Genomic DNA, 18530 nt, shown 5'->3' on the forward strand with positions numbered 1-18530 from the left:
TCATAAGTTTGGTTTTGTTGGCATGACTTTTGCATATACCTCTTGTCGGGAAATTCTCCAAATGGAGCCCACTGTTACGCCAGCTTACCTAAGCGGAAAACGAAAGATACTAGGGAGGTTTCTTCAGTGAACATCTTTGACTACATGCAAAAGTACGATTACGAGCAATTGGTATTTTGCCAAGACGAAAATTCCGGTTTGAAAGCAATCATTTGCATTCATGATACGACATTAGGACCAGCACTCGGTGGTACGCGCATGTGGCCGTATAAAACAGAAGAAGAGGCGATTGTAGACGTACTGCGCCTTGGTCGTGGGATGACTTACAAAAACGCAGCAGCAGGACTGAACATCGGTGGTGGTAAAGCAGTCATCATCGGTGATCCACGCGAGCATAAGAGCGAAGAGCTGTTCCGTGCTTTCGGTCGCTATATTCAAGGTCTGAATGGCCGTTACATCACAGCTGAGGATGTAGGAACAACGGTTGCAGACATGGATATGATCCACTTGGAAACAGATTTCGTAACAGGAGTTTCTCCTGCATTTGGTTCCAGTGGCAATCCATCCCCTGTAACAGCTTACGGTGTCTACCGTGGAATGAAAGCTGCTGCTAAATTGGCGTTTGGTTCCGACTCTCTCTCCGGACGAGTGATTGCTGTACAAGGTGTAGGAAACGTAGCGTATAATCTGTGCCGCCATCTGCATGAAGAAGGCGCGCATTTGATCGTAACGGATATCAATCAAGAAAACGTAGATCGCGCAGTGAACGATTTCGGTGCGAAAGCCGTTGGCGTTAACGAGATCTTTGGCGTAGAGTGCGATATCTTCTCTCCTTGCGCATTGGGTGCGATCATCAACGATGACACGATTCCGCTCTTCAAAGCAAAAGTGATTGCAGGGGCAGCTAACAACCAGCTGAAAGAAGAGAAACACGGCGACCAAATTCACGAAATGGGTCTGATCTACGCACCTGACTACGTGATCAATGCTGGTGGTGTAATCAATGTGGCAGATGAGCTACAAGGCTATAACCGCGAGCGTGCATTGAAAAAAGTAGAAACGATCTATGACAACATCCTGAAAATTTACGAAATCGCTGAACGTGATGGCATGGCTTCCTACAAAGCTGCTGACCGCATGGCAGAAGAACGCATTGCAAGTGTTGCAAGATCACGTAATACTTTCCTGCAAAACGGCAAGACTGTTTACAAGCGCTAATCTCGTTTCTCTAGTAAGTTCATACTCCTGTCCGCTCTTCGATGGAGGGCGGTCAGGAATACATAAACGATTTTCTTTGAATATTCATATTCTCGTTAATACGCAGGTTAGCTTTCCGAATGAAAGGAGAGATCGTGGTGTCTCAAGAGTTTGATTTAGTCGTCCTCGGGGGAGGTACCGGCGGTTATGTAGCGGCAATCCGCGCTTCCCAATTGGGAATGAAGGTAGCAATCGTGGAAAAAGAAAAGCTCGGTGGTACTTGCTTACACCGTGGTTGCATCCCATCCAAAGCGCTATTGCGCAGTGCAGAAGTATTCTCCACCCTGAAGGAAGCTGACAAATACGGAGTCTCGGCAGGTGCAGTAGGCTATGACTTCACAAAAATACAAGAGCGTAAGCAGGGCATTATCGACCAACTTCATAAAGGGATTCAATACTTGATGAAAAAAGGCAGCATTACTGTCTTTGAAGGCTTTGGAAGAGTGATGGGGCCTTCCATTTTTTCTCCGCAGGCAGGTGCTGTGCGCATTGAAAAGGAAAACGGGGACCAAGAAATGATCGTTCCACGATTCCTAATGCTAGCAACGGGTTCACGTCCACGCACACTTCCAGGTTTGGTCATCGACGGAGCTTATGTGGTAACTAGCGATGAAGCATTGCAGTGGGAGCAATTGCCTGCTTCTGTTGTCATCGTTGGTGGCGGTGTCATCGGGATTGAGTGGGCTTCCATGCTCAATGATTTCGGGGTAGAAGTGACTGTTGTGGAGTACGCCGACCGTATATTGCCGTTTGAGGATGAAGAAGTGAGCAAGGAATTGGCTCGTCTTTTGAAAAAGCGGAAAGTCAACATCGTGACGGGAGCAAAGGTGCTGCCTGAATCGTTGGAAAAAGGGGAAGGCAAAGTCTCTATTCAGGCGGAAGTCAAGGATGGAGTCCAAACCTTTGAAGCTGAAAAGGTACTCGTATCAGTAGGACGCCAAGCGAATGTAGAAAACATCGGTTTGGAAGCAACAGAAATCAAAGTCGAGCGCGGAGTCGTCGTGGTTAATGAATTTTTCCAGACTGCAGAGCCCCATATTTATGCGATTGGTGATGTTATTGGTGGTCTGCAATTGGCGCATGTTGCTTCGCATGAAGGAATACTTGCGGTAGAGCACATGGCTGGACAAAACCCGCACCCGATGGATTACACCAAGGTTCCGAAATGTACGTATAGCCGACCTGAAGTCGCAAATGTCGGACTCACTGAAAAAGAAGCAAAAGAGCAAGGCTACGATGTGAAAATCGGCAAGTTCAGCTTTAAGCCGCTGGGCAAAGCGCTGATTCACGGTGAGAATGACGGCTTTGTGAAGTTGGTCGTTGATGCCAAGACGAATGATTTGTTAGGGGTTCACATGATCGGTACACATGTGACAGATATGATTTCTGAAGCGGGCTTGGCCCGTGTACTGGATGCGACTCCGTGGGAGATCGGTCAGACGATTCACCCGCATCCATCTTTATCCGAAGCAATCATGGAGGCAGCTCAGGCTGTCGACGGAAAAGCGATACACAATTAGCAAGGAGGGTATGTAACGATGACAACCAAGCGACATGAGCAAGTGGGATTGACCGATGCGCAAGTCCTTGACATGTATTATTACATGCTATTGGCCAGAAAAATTGACGAGCGCCAATGGCTGTTGAATCGTGCGGGCAAAGTACCGTTCGTGATTTCCTGCCAGGGGCAGGAAGCAGCTCAGGTGGGAGCCGCTTTTGCCATGGAGAAAGACAGAGATTTCTTGTGCCCGTACTATCGCGATCTTGGTTTGGTGCTGGTCTTTGGCCAAACAGCCCGTGATTGTATGTTGTCCGCTTTTGCGAAAGCAGAAGATCCGAATAGCGGTGGTAGACAGATGCCAGGTCACTTCGGTGGCAAGAAGTACAATATTTTGACGGGTTCAAGCCCTGTGACGACCCAAGTCCCACACGCAGTCGGTATGGCTTTGGCGGGTAGAATGAAGCAAGAAGATTTTGTTGTGTATGCTTCGTTCGGAGAAGGCTCCAGCAACCAGGGAGACTTCCACGAAGGTGCGAACTTTGCGGGTGTCCACAAGCTCCCGGTTATCTTTTTCTGCGAAAACAACAAATACGCGATCTCTGTACCACTGAAAAAGCAGTTGGCTTGTGAAAGTGTAGCAGACCGTGCGATTGGTTACGGATTCCCGGGAGTCAGTGTGGACGGAAACGATCCGATTGAAGTATATCGTGTCATGAAAGAAGCGGTTGAACGTGCCCGCAGTGGTCAAGGGCCGACGCTGATCGAAGCCGTTATGTATCGCCTAGTTCCGCACTCTAGCGACGATGACGATCGTGTGTATCGTACGAGAGAAGAAGTGGAAGAAGCGAAGAAAAAGGACCCGTTGATTGTTTTCGCTGAGTATTTGAGAGAGATTGGACTCTTGGATGAACATAAGGAAGCAGATATGCTTGCTCGCGTACAACTGGAAGTGGATGAAGCCACTGAATATGCAGAAAACGCGCCATATCCAACACCAGAATCGACTATGACATACGTATACGGGGAATAAGGGGGGATCTTTTATGGCAGTCATTTCTTTTATTGATGCAATTACAATGGCGATGCGTGAAGAAATGCGGCGTGATTCCAACGTGTTTATCCTCGGAGAAGACGTTGGCGTTCGCGGTGGGGTTTTCCGTGCGACAAACGGATTGATTGAAGAGTTTGGCGAGGAGCGCGTGATTGATACGCCACTGGCTGAATCCGCAATTGTCGGTGTAGGGATTGGTGCGGCCGCTTACGGTATGCGCCCAATCGCAGAGATTCAGTTTGCGGACTTCATCATGCCAGCAGTGAACCAAATTGTCAGTGAGGCGGCGAAAATGCGCTATCGTTCGAACAACGACTGGCATTGCCCGATCACGATTCGTGCCCCATTCGGTGGCGGGGTTCACGGTGCACTCTACCACTCGCAATCTGTGGAAGCGATGTTCACGAACACTCCTGGTTTGAAAGTAGTGGCACCTTCGACACCTTATGATGCAAAAGGTCTTCTGAAAGCAGCTATTCGCGATGAAGATCCGGTACTCTTTTTCGAGCACAAGCGCTGCTATCGTTTGATCAAGGGCGAAGTGCCTGAGGACGACTATGTGCTGCCGATTGGCAAAGCGGACGTCAAGCGAGAGGGGACAGACATCACAGTGATCTCCTACGGCTTGACTCTGCACTTCGCTCTGCAAGCTGCGGAAAAGCTTGCACAAGAAGGCATCAGCGCGCATGTTCTCGATTTGCGCACACTGTATCCGTTGGACAAAGAAGCGATCGTAGAAGCGGCTTCGAAGACAGGCAAAGTATTGATCGTACACGAGGACAACAAAGAAGGCGGTGTAGGCGGCGAGGTAGCTGCTATTGTAGCGGAGCATTGCCTGTTCGATTTGGATGCACCGATTAAACGTCTTTGTGGTCCAGATGTACCAGCTATGCCATACAGCCCGCCGATGGAAAAATACTTTATGCTGAACCCGGAAAAAGTATTGGAAGCAATGCGCGAGCTGGCCAACTTTTAAGGCGAGGAGGACCAAGGATCATGGCAACGAAAGTACTAATGCCCCAGCTCGGAGAGAGCGTGACCGAGGGCACCATCAGCAAATGGTTGGTCAATGTAGGAGACACAGTCAAGAAATACGATTCACTGGCTGAAGTAACGACGGATAAAGTAAACGCAGAGGTTCCTTCTACCGTTTCAGGACGCGTTACGGAGATCGTTGTGCCAGAAGGCGAGACAGTCGCTGTCGGCACATTGATCCTCTATATAGAAGAAAGTGGTGCAGAAGGTGGAACTGCAACGCCTGCTAGCACGACGGAAACTCCGGCTCCACAAACGCCTGCAACCGAGCAGCCAAAGGCAGCTACACCGGCTGTATCTATTCAACAAGCACCAGTCGTTGATGGTCCAAAACAACGTTATTCACCTGCTGTTGTCATGCTCTCACAGCAACATGGCATTGATTTGTCCCGCGTTGTAGGGACTGGAGCAGGCGGTCGCATTACCCGCAAAGATGTCCAAGCGATTATCGACGCGGGCGGCCAAAAGCCAGCTGAGACAGTAAAAGAAACAGTCGCGCAGGCTCCCGTAGCGGCGGTCGAACAAGCTACTGTCGTTTCAACACCTGCACCGGTAGCACCTGCTACGACTTCTGCTGTTTCCGTAGATATTCCGGTTGCAAGTGGTGATCAAGTTGTACCTGTAACGTCGATTCGTCGTACGATTGCAAACCGGATGGTACAGAGCAAGCATGAAGCTCCACACGCTTGGACGATGGTCGAAGTAGATGTGACCAATCTCGTTAACTTCCGTAATCAGGCAAAAGGCGAATTTGCGAGAAAAGAAGGACTCAACCTCACGTTCCTGCCGTTCTTTATCAAAGCGGTTGTAGAAGCGTTGAAAGAGTTCCCGATGATCAATTCCACATGGGCTCATGACAAAATCATTGTGAAAAAGGACATCAACATCTCCATCGCAGTGGCTACGGAAGAGGCTCTCTATGTTCCTGTCATCAAGCATGCTGACCAAAAATCAATTCTTGGCATTGCGAAGGCAGTCGATGATCTGGCAGCACGCACCCGTGCAGGGAAATTGACGATGGATGACATGACAGGCGGGACCTTTACGGTTAACAACACAGGCTCCTTTGGCTCTGTTTTGTCTCAGCCGATTATCAATGCTCCGCAAGCTGCGATTCTTAGTGTCGAATCCATTGTGAAACGCCCTGTCGTCATTAACGACATGATTGCAGTGCGTTCTATGGTTAATCTGTGCATGTCCTTGGATCACCGCGTGCTGGATGGTCTGGTTTGCGGGCGATTCCTGCAGAGTGTGAAACAAAAGCTTGAGAATGTAGGACCGGATACAAAGCTGTACTAGAGTGTCGAAAAACCAGGTCAAGCAAAGACCTGGTTTTTTTGATAAAAGAATCACCAAAAAAATTTTCCAAATGGATCATTTCGTATGTAACTTTTTCCGAGTCATCTTCGTCTTAACAATTGGAGCCAGGAAGTCTCATAAATGACATAGAAATGATTCCCACCTGATAGCATTTGTGGTAGACTGGTAGCGTCATGCTAGAGGGTTTTCCAGATTAACGGTAATTATGGGAGGAAAAACATGGAGAAAAGTAAAAAAGCACTACCAATAGTGCTGGCATCAGCGCTGGCAGCTACACCTTTTGTTGCAGTACCGCAAGCATATGCTATTGAAAAATTGGATGTATCAGCTGACAACGATGGTGCTGGGAAAGAAAGTGACTATGATATTAAATTCACGCTTGAAGAAGACCTGTCGAGTGGAGATACCATCACAGTTGAGTTCGATGATGATTTCGATGTGGATAAAAAGATCAGTAAAAAAGATATTTCCGGTATAGATGTCAAAAAAGTTGAAGTGGATGACAATGAAGTGATCATCACGGTGGATGAGGATTTTGATGAAGGAGATAAAATCTCATTTACCATTAAAAACGGGATCACCAATCCTGATGATAAAGGTACATATGATGTAAAAGTAGAAACCGAAAATGAGAGCTCTGACACAGACGAAGTTGAGATCAAAAAAAGCAGCTCCAGCAGCAGTAGTAAGTCTAAAAACGATTACAGCGTTACGCTGAGCAGCAAAGCAGCAGGCGATAAAGTAAGCCTCAAGCTCGGCAAAATTTCTCTGAAGGGTAGCGATGAGCTGGAGACGAACTCCACCATTACCGTCACTTTCCCAGAGAAAGGCATGCTGCCTTCGAGCATTGATGAAGACGATGTAAAGGTAAACGGTACGAAAGCGAAATCCGTTAGTGTTAGCGGTAGCTCGGTAGATATCAAGATTCCGAGTGGAGCAGACTCAGATGATTACATTACGTTGGAATTTGACAAAGCTGCTGGCATTGAGAATCCAAGTTCCGGTGACAAATATGTTATCAAAGTGAAATACGATGGTACGACATATGAGTCAGACACATTCGAAATTACGAAAAACGGCTCCAGCTCAAACGCTTCTGACAGCTTTACGGTTAATCTGTCTGATCCAGGAGTAGGAGCTCGCACTAGCTACACGTTTGATGCTGACTTCGGCAGCAAAGAGTTGAAAGAAGATGGAGAATTGATTCTTGAGTTCCCGTCGTCGGATATGGTACCGGGCATTTTGACAGCATCCGACTTCTTGATCAACGGGAAAGCAGCGAGGAAAGCAACTGCAGTCGGAAATAGAGTCGCCTTGGTTGCACCAACAGGCTTCAAAGCGACTAGCAAAGTGAAGGTTGAAGTTACTTACGGAGCGTGGATTTCGAATCCAAAAACGGCTGGCAGCTACACGTTGAAGGCTACTGTTTCCGGAAGAACTTTGGAATCCAAATCCTTCAGCATCGGTGGCTCTTCGGTGACCCCGACGCCAACCAATCCGACGCCTACTAACCCAACAACTCCAGTACCTACACCAAATACTGGTGTTAACAATAGCACCGCAACCATCGCATTGACACAAAATGCACTTGGCAAGCAGACGGGTGTGAATGTAGCAATCAAAGGAATGGGTGTTGGTCTGCAAAAGCAGCGTGATTTCATCGAGATCGTATTCCCAGTGGGCTACAAGGTACCGGCTTATATCGCGCCAGCTAACATCTCTGTGAATGGTGTAGGTTCGAATTTCGTTGCCGTTCGTGGACAAAACGTTCTGATTTATCCGTCTCAGGATATTCCTGCGGCAACAAACGCTAACATCGTGATCAATCCAGCAGCGAACATCGTAAACCCTGCTGTGAAAAACACATATAGCATTAGCGTATTTACGTCCGAAGAAAGAGGTTTGTTGTTTTCTCGTATTGTTGGTGTAGGAATGCCTACCCCGGCTCAAACAAAGCCTGTAACGACAACACCACAACAGCCGCAACAACCATCGACTACTATTCCAATGAACTCGGCTGCCTTTAAAGTGAATGCAGCAAACTTCACCCTGCATGGAAAAACGTATCCTCTCTCTGTAGCTCCTTACATTGATGGAAATACGACCATGGTTCCAGCTCAATTCTTTAAAGAAGCACTGGCACTGACTACGCAATGGAACAATTCAAGTGTTGCTGTTATCAGTGGAACCAAAGTCGTGAAGTTTACAGTTGGGTCGAAAACAGCAAAAGTAGGGAAAACAGATATTCAACTGCCAACACCTGTTGTCCTCAAAAACGGCATGCCAATGATTCCAATCCGCACAGTAACGGATAATCTTGGTTACAAAGTTGGCTGGGATGCGAAAACTTCCAGCGTATACGTTTATAAATAAAAACGAGCTAGGACAAAAGAAAAACCCCTTTCCGCTTTTTGGTCGGAAAGGGGTTTTCATTGTTTTATCACTCGTTTATTGAAAGTAAAAAAACGTGGGAACGATGAGTGAGAGTATTAGAATGCCGATCAGGATTTTGGCAAAGAGCGATTGGTGTCTCATTCTAATCAAACCTCCTTTCAAGGTAGAGGAAATTATCAGGTGATTCTGTAAGTGGCTGTGCTAGAATGAAGAAAAGGATATCATTGGCTTTCTTTTTTTGCCCATGCTGAAATTGTACCGAATTGCAGCCAATGAGACAACCACTTACAAAAGGATGATCATTCATGAGCGCACCGAAAAAAATTGCCCATATCGGCATTGCGGTAAAAAGCTTGGATAAGACGCTTCCCTTTTATACCGAGCAATTGGGATTGGAGTTGGTTGGAACCGAAATCGTAGAGAGCGAACAAGTACAGGTGGCATTTTTAAAGATCGGCGAAAGTCATATTGAATTACTAGAGCCGTTGAGTGATGAGAGTCCGATAGCAAAATTTATGGAAAAGCGCGGAGAAGGCATCCACCACATTGCTTTTGATGTAGATGATGTTACGGCTCGGTTAGCCACATTAAAAGAGCAAGGTGTACCCCTTATTCACGAGATCCCCAAAGCGGGTGCGCACGATGCGTTGATTGGATTTTTGCATCCGAAGGCAGCAAATGGCGTTTTGTATGAGCTGTGCCAATATCCGAAAGAATCATAGGCGTTTACGTAGTAGAAAAAATTTTTTTGCGGTATACTGGAACTTGTGAATATGTACCAAAATCGGGCAGTACAATCAGGAGGTAACGAGTGTGAGTACGATCAACCAAGAGCGTTTGTTAAATGAATTTTTGGAGCTCGTCCAGATTGACAGTGAAACGAAGAACGAAGCAGAGATCAACAAGGTGCTCAAAGAAAAACTGATTGAGATGGGCTTTACCGTAGAAGAGGATGACGCAGCAGCGAAAACCGGACATGGTGCCAACAATCTGATCGCAACGTTGGAGGGAACTGGAAAAGGCCCAACCATCCTGTTTAGCAGCCATATGGATACGGTCGTACCAGGAAACGGAATCAAGCCTCAAATTCGCGATGGCTACATTTATTCTGATGGAACAACGATCCTCGGTGCAGATGACAAAGCAGGAATCGCGGCGATCTTTGAAGGTATTCGCAGCTTGAAAGAGCAAAACCTGCCACATCCAACGATCCAAGTTGTATTGACTGTGGGAGAAGAGTCCGGACTTGTTGGTTCCCGCGCAATGGATTCCAGCCTGCTGAAGGCAGAGATGGGCTTCATCCTCGATTCGGAAGGTCCAGTTGGAAAAATTACAGTAGCTGGTGCTGGTCAATACCGCATCGTAACTAAAATCCACGGCAAAGCAGCGCATGCAGGTGTGAATCCAGAGGATGGCATCAGTGCTATAACGGTTGCTAGTAAAGCTATTTCCCGTATGCCGTTGGGCCGTATCGATGCAGACACAACAGCAAACATCGGTCGCTTTGAAGGTGGAAAAGCGTACAATATCGTAACGGATTATGTGGAAATTTGGTCCGAGGCTCGCAGCTTGGTAATGGACAAGTTGGAAGCGCAAGTGAAGAAAATGACAACAGCATTTGAAGAAGTGGCAGCTGAGATGGGTGCGACTTGCGAAAATGAGGTTATTTTTATGTACCACGGCTACAAATTCAACGAAGAAACGCCAGTTGTACAAAAAGCGATTGCGGCAGTTAAACGTGTAGACCGCAATCCTGAGCTGGTTGCAAGCGGTGGCGGAAGCGACGGTAACGTATTTAACGGCTACAACGTGCCAAGCGTAAACTTTGCTATTGGCTATGAAGAAATCCATACAAAAAACGAGCGCATGCCAATCGCTGAATTGAACAAAGCGGCTGAGCTGGTGCTTGCTGTGATTGCAGAAGTACAAGAGTAACCTAAAGAGGTCGGAATCTCCTTGCGAGGGGTTCCGGCCTTTTTGTTCGTTCGTTTACTTGTTTGCATGATTGAGACAACCACTGTTCATCATAGACTGAATAGAAAGCTCGGGGACGAGGCAGGAATGAAAGGGGGAGACTGAGTGCTCCGTTTGGTGGTAGGGACGGTCCAAAAAGTTCTGGAAAAGCAAAAAGGGATGCAGATACTCGAAGTCCGGATAGAATCGGTTGCGGGATTCAAAATGGAGAGAGTGCTGTCTTTTTTGCAGGAGGATTATAAAAGTGGCGATTTACTTTTGATCAATACAACCGCTGTTCGCCTTGAATTGGGGACAGGTGGTTATCACTTTGTCGTAGGAAAGGTCACACAACCAGAGGAAACGGATGTCCTTCCGAATGAGTGGGGGCATGTCATGAAAATGCGCTATTCGCCATGGCAGCTCGCGGTTGATTCGGTAGAAGAACAGGCCAGTCCTTACCACTATTTGTTTCTGCAAGAAGACTTATCCTTGGAAGGTACTCCTGTTTTGATCAGCGAGCTGCACAGTCTTCTACCGGTTGCTGTCCTTGCCCTGCGTAAAAAAAATCCAAATGCCCGTATCGTATATGTGATGCCGGACGGCGCATCTTTGCCGATTGCCTTGAGCCAGCACGTCCATCTATTAAAAGCAATCGGGGGCTTGGATGCGACAGTGACGACTGGTCATGCGTGGGGCGGAGATCGTGAGTCTTTGACGATTCATAGTGGCTTATTGGCAGCACGCCAAGTAGAGCATGCCGATATCATAATTTGTATGCTGGGACCTGGGGTAGCTGGTACGGGTACATCTTATGGCTTCTCGGGAATTCAGTTAGCTGAGGTCATTCATGCCGTATCCACTCTTGGAGGAATACCCTTTTTTATTCCCAGAATCAGCTTTGGGGACCAACGTGCCAGACATTACGGTGTCAGTCACCATACCATATCGATCGTAAACAGATTTGCTCTTTGCCCTGCTCTGGTTACAATCCCGATTTTCGGGGATGAAAGAGATGAAGTCCTTTCGTGGCAAATGAAGACAATAGAAGTTGGGGAGAAGCACATTTTTATCAAGGGAAAAGTCCCAGACCTGTCAGAACTGGCATCACTGGAAAAGGGGTATGGCTTGTCCTTTTCTACAATGGGGCGGAATTGGCAAGAGGACCCTGCGCCTTTTCAAACGGCATGGATGGCAGCCGATTTTGTAGGAAACAGTCTGGGCTATATCGTCCAAACCGTTAACGACGTCCCGCATTTGCCCGTCTCAGCAAGTACTCTTGAAGGGTTGCGTCTTTATTTGACCAGGAACGAAGCGCAGCCTTGATCTCCCAAGCTTTCCCTACCATACGCAATTGCTTTTCGCTAACATATGTTTTCATTCATGATCTCCTCCGATACAATAAGGTGGACAAGCTCTATGCTCCCAACTTATGGAGGGAATCGACGATTTAGAACGACTTCACGAAAAAAGGATGATGACGACCGTGAGTAAATATGATCACTTATATGAAAAAACCATTTCGAGTCAACCGATTTATGACGGAAGAATTATCAAGGTCAAGGTAGATGAGGTACTTCTGCCAAATGGCAACACAGCGAAGCGAGAAATCGTGAATCACCAAGGAGCGGTTGCTGTATTGCCGATAACAGATGATAACAAAATGGTTGTGGTTCGACAGTTCCGCAAGCCATTGGAGCGTACGATTGTAGAAATCCCAGCGGGAAAACTGGAGCCAGGGGAAGAGCCGCTCGCATGTGCAATTCGCGAGCTGGAGGAAGAGACAGGCTACGTTGCGAGTCAGTACACACCGCTTAGCTCTTTTTACACATCGCCAGGCTTCGCGGATGAAATATTACATGTTTTTGTGGCTACTGGTTTGAAAAAAGGAGAAAGCAAGCCAGACGAGGATGAGTTTGTTGATGTGCTGGAAGTGACACTAGAAGAAGCACATGCTCTGCATCAAAGTGGAGAAATTCGAGATGCCAAGACAGTAGTGGCATTGTTTGCATGGGAAAACAAAATGCTGCGTGAGCGTCGCTAGTACCATGCTTACCTCGTATTTTTGTGACATGCATATTCACATCGGTGGTACGTGGACGGGTAAACCTGTGAAAATAACGGCTTCTCGCCAAATGACTCTCACCAAAATTTTGGAGGAGGCCTCAGATAAAAAAGGGATGGATGTCATTGGGATTATCGATGCACATTCGCCGGAGGTTCAGGATGAGCTGGTAGATCTGTTGGAAAAGGGATTAGCGACTGAACAGGCGGATGGAGGAATTTCCTACAAAGATACGTTGTTAATCTTGGGGTGCGAAGTAGAAATCAAAGAGCCAGGACGTGGTGCAGCTCATTTTCTCGTTTATTTGCCGAAGCTGCAAGAAATGAAGCAATTTACCGCATGGCTGTCTGAACGCTGCAAAAATGTGCAATTAAGCTCTCAGCGTATTTACACCTCACTAAGGGAATTGCAAGCCTGTGTCCACCAATTGCAGGGCCTTATGATCCCGGCCCATATTTTTACGCCACATAAAGGGATGTACGGAAGTTGTACAGATGCGATGGCAGAAGTGCTTGATCCTTCGCTCGTTTATGCGGTTGAGCTGGGATTGAGCGCCAATACCACAATGGCGGACCGCATATCCGAGCTCCATGACAAAACCTTTCTCACAAACTCAGATGCCCATTCTCTGGCGAAGATAGGCCGGGAATATCAAGCGATGCATATGCAAGAGCGTTCTTTCGCAGAGTGGGTGAAAGCGATTAAGCGCATCGGTGGAAGAGGGGTTCATGTGAATTATGGTCTGCATCCCGAGCTTGGAAAGTACCATCAAACGGCTTGCCAAGGGTGCCAGTCCTTACTCGCGGCGGATGCCTCAGGCAAATGTCCGGAATGCGGCTTCCAACGAATTGTGCGAGGGGTTGCAGCGCGTATTGATCAGCTGGCGGATGTAGAGGCTGGCCAGCATCCGACGTTCCGTCCTCCTTATATCGAGCAAATCCCGTTGGAATTCATTCCGGGAGTTGGTCCGAAATTATTGGATAAGCTGTATCGGTCGTTTGGTACACAGATGAACGTGCTGCATCGTGCGACCGAAGAAGAGCTCACCCATGTGGTCGGCGAGAAAATCGCTTCACTTATCGTACAAGCACGAGAGGGAAAGCTCTCCATTCAAAAGGGCGGAGCCGGTACTTACGGGAAAATCGTCCCGATGTAGGTTGTCATAGGGTGGAACTCGTCCGCATAAGCTGTACAGTAATCAGCCAAGCGGGAGGCGACGAAGCGTGCGTTCACGAGTCGGACAAACTATCCAATCCTATGCGAAAGAGCATCAGTCACTCTACTGGTTCACGATCGTCCTGTTTACGATGGGCATTATTTTCGGAGCCGTCCTCGTCAATTCACTGCCATTATCACAGAAGCAGGAGCTGTACGGTTTTCTGCAATATTTTTTCAACAGTCTTGGCAGTGATGGCATCCCTGAGACCAGTGCCCATTTTCAGCAGGCGTTTGGTCATTATGCCAAAACCATAGCGATCATGTGGGTGCTGGGATTATCCATTATTGGGTTGCCTATGATTTTGTTGATGCTCTTCTTAAAAGGAGTCGTGGTTGGTTTCACTGTTGGTTTTTTGGTGAGTCAGCTCCAATGGCAAGGGGTAACATTTGCCATGGTGGGTGTTCTCCCGCAAAATTTATTAGTCGTCCCTGCCCTTTTTATTGTAGGCGTCAGCGGAATTTCGTTCTCGCTTCGACTCATACGGACGAGAGTGCTAAGTAAAAGGGATGTCATCATGCCGCATTTTATGGGCTATACCGTTCTTGTACTTAGCATGCTGGCGGTATTAACGATTGCAGCCTTGTTTGAAACCTTCATCTCCCCAAGGCTGATGCAGCTCGTACTTAATTAAGAATAATTCTCAGGTAAGAACTTATGCATTTGACTTATTCGATGCCCCTCTACTATAATAGGAACAGGTTTCATGCGAGCGGGGAGGGGCATTAATGTTGGAAGAAAAATTAGAGAAAATTAAGCAGCAGTTGCATTCACAAAACTACAAGCTGACACCACAGCGTGAAGCCACTGTTCGCGTGTTGTTGGAGAATGAAGAAGATCATTTGAGTGCGGAAGATGTTTACTTGCTGGTGAAGGATAAAGCACCGGAAATCGGGCTTGCAACCGTATACAGGACATTAGAGCTGTTGAGCGAACTGAAGATCCTTCATAAAATGAATTTTGGCGATGGCGTAGCTCGTTACGATCTTCGTGATGATAATGCTGCCTATCACCATCATCACCTCATTTGCCTTAATTGTGGTACGGTGGATGAAATTTTTGAAGATCTGCTTGTCACAGCAGAAGAAAAAGTCAAGAATGTTTACAACTTTTATATTACCGACCACCGATTGACCTTCTACGGGATCTGCAATCGTTGTGTAGATAAAGTGAACGTGGAGGACTTCAAATAAAGTCGACTTCTCTGGGAACGGAGAAGTTTTTCTTTTTTCCTTGGGAGCTTTTGTAATGGCAGACCTATTCCTGTGGAATCCTAGGAGAGGATCGATTCGAATGGAGTAGGGGACAAGTGCATATAAATGAAAGAAAGTCTGTAAGGAGGCTTACGGATGAAGGTCTCTTATCGCCGCTTGATGGAGGGGCTTCGTTTCTTGCTTTTATTCATTACCTGTACCTTGCTCTCCTATGGCATCATTACATTGCTGGCGGACAAATTTCTCCCGGCAAACCCTTATCATGAACCGCATGGTAACGCGGTGAAGGTAGTAAAAGTGATCAATACCTCTCAGACACAGGATTTTGACGGATATGTCGCACGACTACAGCTCTTTTTTTTAACGGGAGAGTAATGCAGGTTTGAGTTTTTTATCTGGAGAAGCAGGAGTTTCTTTTTCTTTGTGGAAAGCTATACAAGATACTTATCAGCTAGAAGGGGACACTTCATGGACAGTCTGATTGATCAGTTTATTCATTTCCTGACTGTGGAGAAAGGGTTATCGAGAAATACCCTGGAATCCTATCAACGGGATATGGTGGCCTTTACCTCGTATTTACAAGAGCAAGGTGTCACTCGCGTAGAGGATTCTACTCGGACGCACATCATTGGGTACTTACTTGTTTTACGGGAAAAAGGACGTGCTACAGCAACGCTTTCTCGCAACATGGCATCGATACGGGCGTTTTATCAGTTTCTCATTCGGGATAAATACATAGATAAAGATCCATCCATCCATCTGGAAACACCGAAGATCGAGAAACGCTTGCCGAAAGTGCTCTCTGTTGAGGAAGTGGAACGTCTTTTGGAAAGTCCTCCTGTCAATCATCCTGCCGGGCTGCGGGACAAGGCAATGCTTGAGCTCTTATATGCGACAGGCATTCGTGTCTCGGAGTTAGTCAATCTGGATAGTGCTGATGTGAATCTGGATATGGGCTTTGTCAAATGCTTGGGAAAAGGATCAAAAGAGCGAATCATTCCGTTAGGCTCAGTTGCCATTCAAATGGTTCGCCACTATTTGCAGGCAGGGCGCCCCAAGATGGTAAAAGGAACTGGCGATACTGCATTATTTCTGAATCACTTGGGCAAACAAATTACACGGCAAGGTTTTTGGAAAATTATTAAGCGATATGCCCAAAAATCAAACATCCGTGCTGAGATTACACCCCATACGCTTCGCCACTCTTTTGCCACTCATTTATTGGAAAATGGAGCCGATTTGCGCTCTGTTCAAGAGATGCTTGGGCATGCTGATATTTCAACTACCCAGATTTACACACATGTAACCAGAACGCGGATTAAGGATATCTATGCCAAGACACATCCGCGAGCATGAGTATGAAAAAACGATCGACTCCGCCTGATTGTCGGGCGGAGAAAAATTTTCTGAATCAGGTCAGACGTCTGACGACTTGATGATAGAAATGAATGACTGGTAAACAGGAGGCGTTAAGATGCAGTATTCTCGAGTTTTTCTGATCGTCATGGACAGCGTAGGGATTGGCGAACAACCTGATGCGCCTAAGTTCAATGATGCAGGAGCGAATACCTTAGGTCATATTGCGGAACGAGTGGCAGGATTTTCATTGCCCAACCTGCAAAAATTGGGTTTGGGAAATATAGCACCACTAAAAAACGTTGAACCAGTAGCAGCTCCTATGGCCCATTATGGGAAAATGCAGGAAATCTCCATGGGGAAAGATACGACGACGGGTCATTGGGAAATCATGGGTCTGCATGTGTCTACTCCGTTTAACACGTATCCAGACGGATTTCCCCAAGAGTTGATCTCGGAATTTGAGCAGCGTATCGGTCGCAAGGTGCTCGGGAACAAAGTCGCTTCTGGAACAGACATTCTCGACGAGCTTGGCGAAGAGCATATGAAAACGGGTGCAGTGATTGTCTATACATCTGCGGATAGTGTATTCCAGGTGGCAGCACACGAAGAGATCGTTCCGCTTGAAGAGCTGTACCATATTTGCGAGGTAGCCCGTGAGTTGACGCTTCGTGATGAATTCGCCGTTACTCGTGTCATCGCGCGTCCATTTTTGGGGCAGCCAGGCAATTTTAGCCGCACAGCAAATCGTCATGATTATTCCGTGAAACCATTTGCTCCGACAGTCATGAATCGTCTGCAAGATGCTGGTCTTTCTTCTATTGCCATTGGCAAAATCAGCGACATCTACGCTGAAGAGGGTGTTACCCAATCTATCCGTACCAAAGATAACATGGATGGTGTAGATCAAATTTTGGGCACGATGAAACAATCGTTTACGGGACTTTCCTTTGTCAATCTCGTGGACTTCGATGCGAAGTTCGGTCATCGCCGTGATCCAGAAGGGTATGGTCAGGCATTGATGGAGTTCGACGCTCGTATTCCAGAGCTTTTGGAAGCGCTACAAGAAAATGATTTGCTGGTAATCACGGCAGACCATGGTAACGATCCTGTACATCATGGCAGCGACCATACCAGAGAATACGTTCCGCTGCTTGCTTATCACAAGGGTATTCAAGCTGGACAACATTTGGGTATCCGCGAGACATTTGCGGACTTGGGTGCGACCATCGCAGACAATTTTGGAGTAACTGCTCCCGTGATTGGGAAGAGCTTCCTTAATCGTTTATAAAGGTAAAGTAAAAATAAACATTTATATAATAGAAGAAACACAAAAAAGGAGAGAGTTAAATTGGCAAATTTCCATGACGCAGTAGCATATATCGAACCGAAATTGACAGAAAAACCAACCATTGGTCTCGTACTCGGATCAGGACTTGGTGTATTGGCAGATGAAATCGAAAACCCAGTGATCATTCCTTATCATGAAATCCCTGGCTTCACTGTGTCCACCGTTGTCGGCCACAAAGGACAACTCGTGATTGGTAAGCTGCAAGGCAAACAAGTCGTTGCCATGCAAGGTCGTTTCCACTTTTATGAGGGGCATGGACTGGATGCTGTTGTTTTCCCAATCCGTGTCATGAAGCTGCTCGGCGTAGAGACTATTATGGTGACCAATGCGGCTGGCGGAATTAACGAAGGCTACAATCCAGGCGACCTCATGCTGATTTCCGATCACATCAACATGACGTTCCGCAATCCTTTGATCGGTGCAAATGATGAACAACTGGGAGCGCGTTTCCCGGATATGTCTGAGGCTTATTCCAAACAGCTCCGCAAGCTCGCTCATGAAGTTGCGTCCGAGCAAGGAATCCAGCTTCGTGAAGGTGTATACGCAGGTTTGCTAGGTCCTTCCTACGAAACTCCTGCGGAAATCCGTATGCTTCGCCTGTTAGGCGGGGATGCTGTAGGGATGTCAACTGTACCAGAAGTAATCGTGGCACGACACATGGGTGTGAAGGTGCTCGGTATTTCGTGCATTAGCAACATGGCAGCAGGTATTTTGGAACAGCCTCTGTCCCATGATGAAGTTATGGAAACAACAGAGAAGGTCAAATCTCAATTCTTGGCTCTGGTCAACGGTATCGTAGCCAAACTGTAAGTAACGG

The 18530-nt window shown here is 47.0% G+C and carries 17 protein-coding genes and 1 pseudogene; 17 read left to right on the forward strand and 1 reads right to left on the reverse strand.

The annotated features are described in order from the left end of the window. Positions 1–126 precede the first annotated feature (126 nt). The 9 genes from BBR47_RS12100 (at position 127) to BBR47_RS12140 (ending at position 11837) form a co-directional block, all read left to right on the forward strand. Positions 127–1218 (forward strand): Glu/Leu/Phe/Val dehydrogenase dimerization domain-containing protein, encoded by a 1092-nt coding sequence (locus BBR47_RS12100; RefSeq protein ID WP_012686061.1) that lies wholly within the window; start codon positions 127–129, stop codon positions 1216–1218. Positions 1219–1355: 137 nt separating this feature from the next. Beyond that, complete coding sequence (lpdA, locus tag BBR47_RS12105; RefSeq protein WP_012686062.1) at positions 1356–2777, forward strand: dihydrolipoyl dehydrogenase; 1422 nt, start codon at positions 1356–1358, stop codon at positions 2775–2777. A gap of 18 nt (positions 2778–2795) precedes the next feature. Further along, a complete protein-coding gene (locus BBR47_RS12110; RefSeq protein ID WP_012686063.1) occupies positions 2796–3788 on the forward strand; it encodes a thiamine pyrophosphate-dependent dehydrogenase E1 component subunit alpha in 993 nt (330 codons plus the stop codon). A 13-nt stretch (positions 3789–3801) separates the two neighbouring features. Beyond that, entirely contained in the window at positions 3802–4785 is a 984-nt protein-coding gene (locus BBR47_RS12115; protein ID WP_007720847.1) for an alpha-ketoacid dehydrogenase subunit beta, read from the forward strand. 20 nt (positions 4786–4805) lie between these two features. Then, the gene (locus BBR47_RS12120) at positions 4806–6143 is read left to right on the forward strand and encodes a dihydrolipoamide acetyltransferase family protein (protein WP_012686064.1); all 1338 of its coding nucleotides are present in this window, start codon (positions 4806–4808) and stop codon (positions 6141–6143) included. Positions 6144–6383: 240 nt separating this feature from the next. Beyond that, positions 6384–8537, forward strand: a complete 2154-nt coding sequence (locus tag BBR47_RS12125) for a copper amine oxidase N-terminal domain-containing protein (protein ID WP_012686065.1) — start codon at positions 6384–6386, stop codon at positions 8535–8537. Between the two features lie 326 nt (positions 8538–8863). Beyond that, entirely contained in the window at positions 8864–9280 is a 417-nt protein-coding gene (gene mce, locus BBR47_RS12130) for a methylmalonyl-CoA epimerase (RefSeq protein ID WP_012686066.1), read from the forward strand. Between the two features lie 91 nt (positions 9281–9371). Next, a complete protein-coding gene (locus BBR47_RS12135) occupies positions 9372–10493 on the forward strand; it encodes a M20/M25/M40 family metallo-hydrolase (protein ID WP_012686067.1) in 1122 nt (373 codons plus the stop codon). 144 nt (positions 10494–10637) lie between these two features. Next, a complete protein-coding gene (locus BBR47_RS12140; protein ID WP_012686068.1) occupies positions 10638–11837 on the forward strand; it encodes a DUF3866 family protein in 1200 nt (399 codons plus the stop codon). On the opposite strand, the pseudogene mciZ reads toward BBR47_RS12140, so the two are convergent. Beyond that, positions 11836–11892: pseudogene (gene mciZ, locus BBR47_RS31950) on the reverse strand (Z-ring formation inhibitor MciZ); the annotation flags it as partial. The gene BBR47_RS12140 and the pseudogene mciZ sit on opposite strands and share 2 nt — an antisense overlap. A gap of 105 nt (positions 11893–11997) precedes the next feature. On the opposite strand from mciZ, the gene BBR47_RS12145 reads away from it, so the two are divergent. The 8 genes from BBR47_RS12145 (at position 11998) to BBR47_RS12180 (ending at position 18523) form a co-directional block, all read left to right on the forward strand. Then, a complete protein-coding gene (locus tag BBR47_RS12145) occupies positions 11998–12555 on the forward strand; it encodes an NUDIX domain-containing protein (protein ID WP_012686069.1) in 558 nt (185 codons plus the stop codon). Between the two features lie 4 nt (positions 12556–12559). Next, positions 12560–13732, forward strand: a complete 1173-nt coding sequence (locus BBR47_RS12150) for an endonuclease Q family protein (protein WP_012686070.1) — start codon at positions 12560–12562, stop codon at positions 13730–13732. Positions 13733–13799: 67 nt separating this feature from the next. Beyond that, on the forward strand, positions 13800–14426 hold the full coding sequence (gene spoIIM / locus BBR47_RS12155) for a stage II sporulation protein M (RefSeq protein ID WP_012686071.1): 627 nt from the start codon (positions 13800–13802) through the stop codon (positions 14424–14426). Between the two features lie 94 nt (positions 14427–14520). Next, on the forward strand, positions 14521–14985 hold the full coding sequence (locus BBR47_RS12160; protein WP_007720739.1) for a Fur family transcriptional regulator: 465 nt from the start codon (positions 14521–14523) through the stop codon (positions 14983–14985). A 156-nt stretch (positions 14986–15141) separates the two neighbouring features. Continuing rightward, positions 15142–15381 carry a YqzK family protein gene (locus tag BBR47_RS12165; protein WP_012686072.1) on the forward strand — a complete coding sequence of 80 codons (240 nt, stop codon included), beginning with the start codon at positions 15142–15144 and terminating at the stop codon, positions 15379–15381. 93 nt (positions 15382–15474) lie between these two features. Next, complete coding sequence (xerD, locus tag BBR47_RS12170) at positions 15475–16362, forward strand: site-specific tyrosine recombinase XerD (protein ID WP_012686073.1); 888 nt, start codon at positions 15475–15477, stop codon at positions 16360–16362. Between the two features lie 118 nt (positions 16363–16480). After that, positions 16481–17653, forward strand: coding sequence for a phosphopentomutase (deoB, locus tag BBR47_RS12175; RefSeq protein WP_012686074.1), 1173 nt, complete (start codon positions 16481–16483; stop codon positions 17651–17653). Between the two features lie 60 nt (positions 17654–17713). Beyond that, the gene (locus BBR47_RS12180; RefSeq protein ID WP_012686075.1) at positions 17714–18523 is read left to right on the forward strand and encodes a purine-nucleoside phosphorylase; all 810 of its coding nucleotides are present in this window, start codon (positions 17714–17716) and stop codon (positions 18521–18523) included. Positions 18524–18530 lie beyond the last annotated feature (7 nt).

It is taken from the genome of Brevibacillus brevis NBRC 100599 (assembly GCF_000010165.1).
Classification (GTDB): domain Bacteria; phylum Bacillota; class Bacilli; order Brevibacillales; family Brevibacillaceae; genus Brevibacillus; species Brevibacillus brevis_D.

Excerpts from the sequence above, each read along its gene's own strand:
- xerD (WP_012686073.1), top strand. The coding sequence starts at position 15,475 with ATGGACAGTCTGATTGATCAGTTTATTCATTTCCTGACTGTGGAGAAA.
- BBR47_RS12125 (WP_012686065.1), top strand. The coding sequence starts at position 6,384 with ATGGAGAAAAGTAAAAAAGCACTACCAATAGTGCTGGCATCAGCGCTG.
- BBR47_RS12150 (WP_012686070.1), top strand. The coding sequence starts at position 12,560 with ATGCTTACCTCGTATTTTTGTGACATGCATATTCACATCGGTGGTACG.
- mce (WP_012686066.1), top strand. The coding sequence starts at position 8,864 with ATGAGCGCACCGAAAAAAATTGCCCATATCGGCATTGCGGTAAAAAGC.
- BBR47_RS12120 (WP_012686064.1), top strand. The coding sequence starts at position 4,806 with ATGGCAACGAAAGTACTAATGCCCCAGCTCGGAGAGAGCGTGACCGAG.
- BBR47_RS12160 (WP_007720739.1), top strand. The coding sequence starts at position 14,521 with ATGTTGGAAGAAAAATTAGAGAAAATTAAGCAGCAGTTGCATTCACAA.
- BBR47_RS12115 (WP_007720847.1), top strand. The coding sequence starts at position 3,802 with ATGGCAGTCATTTCTTTTATTGATGCAATTACAATGGCGATGCGTGAA.
- deoB (WP_012686074.1), top strand. The coding sequence starts at position 16,481 with ATGCAGTATTCTCGAGTTTTTCTGATCGTCATGGACAGCGTAGGGATT.
- BBR47_RS12110 (WP_012686063.1), top strand. The coding sequence starts at position 2,796 with ATGACAACCAAGCGACATGAGCAAGTGGGATTGACCGATGCGCAAGTC.
- BBR47_RS12165 (WP_012686072.1), top strand. The coding sequence starts at position 15,142 with ATGAAGGTCTCTTATCGCCGCTTGATGGAGGGGCTTCGTTTCTTGCTT.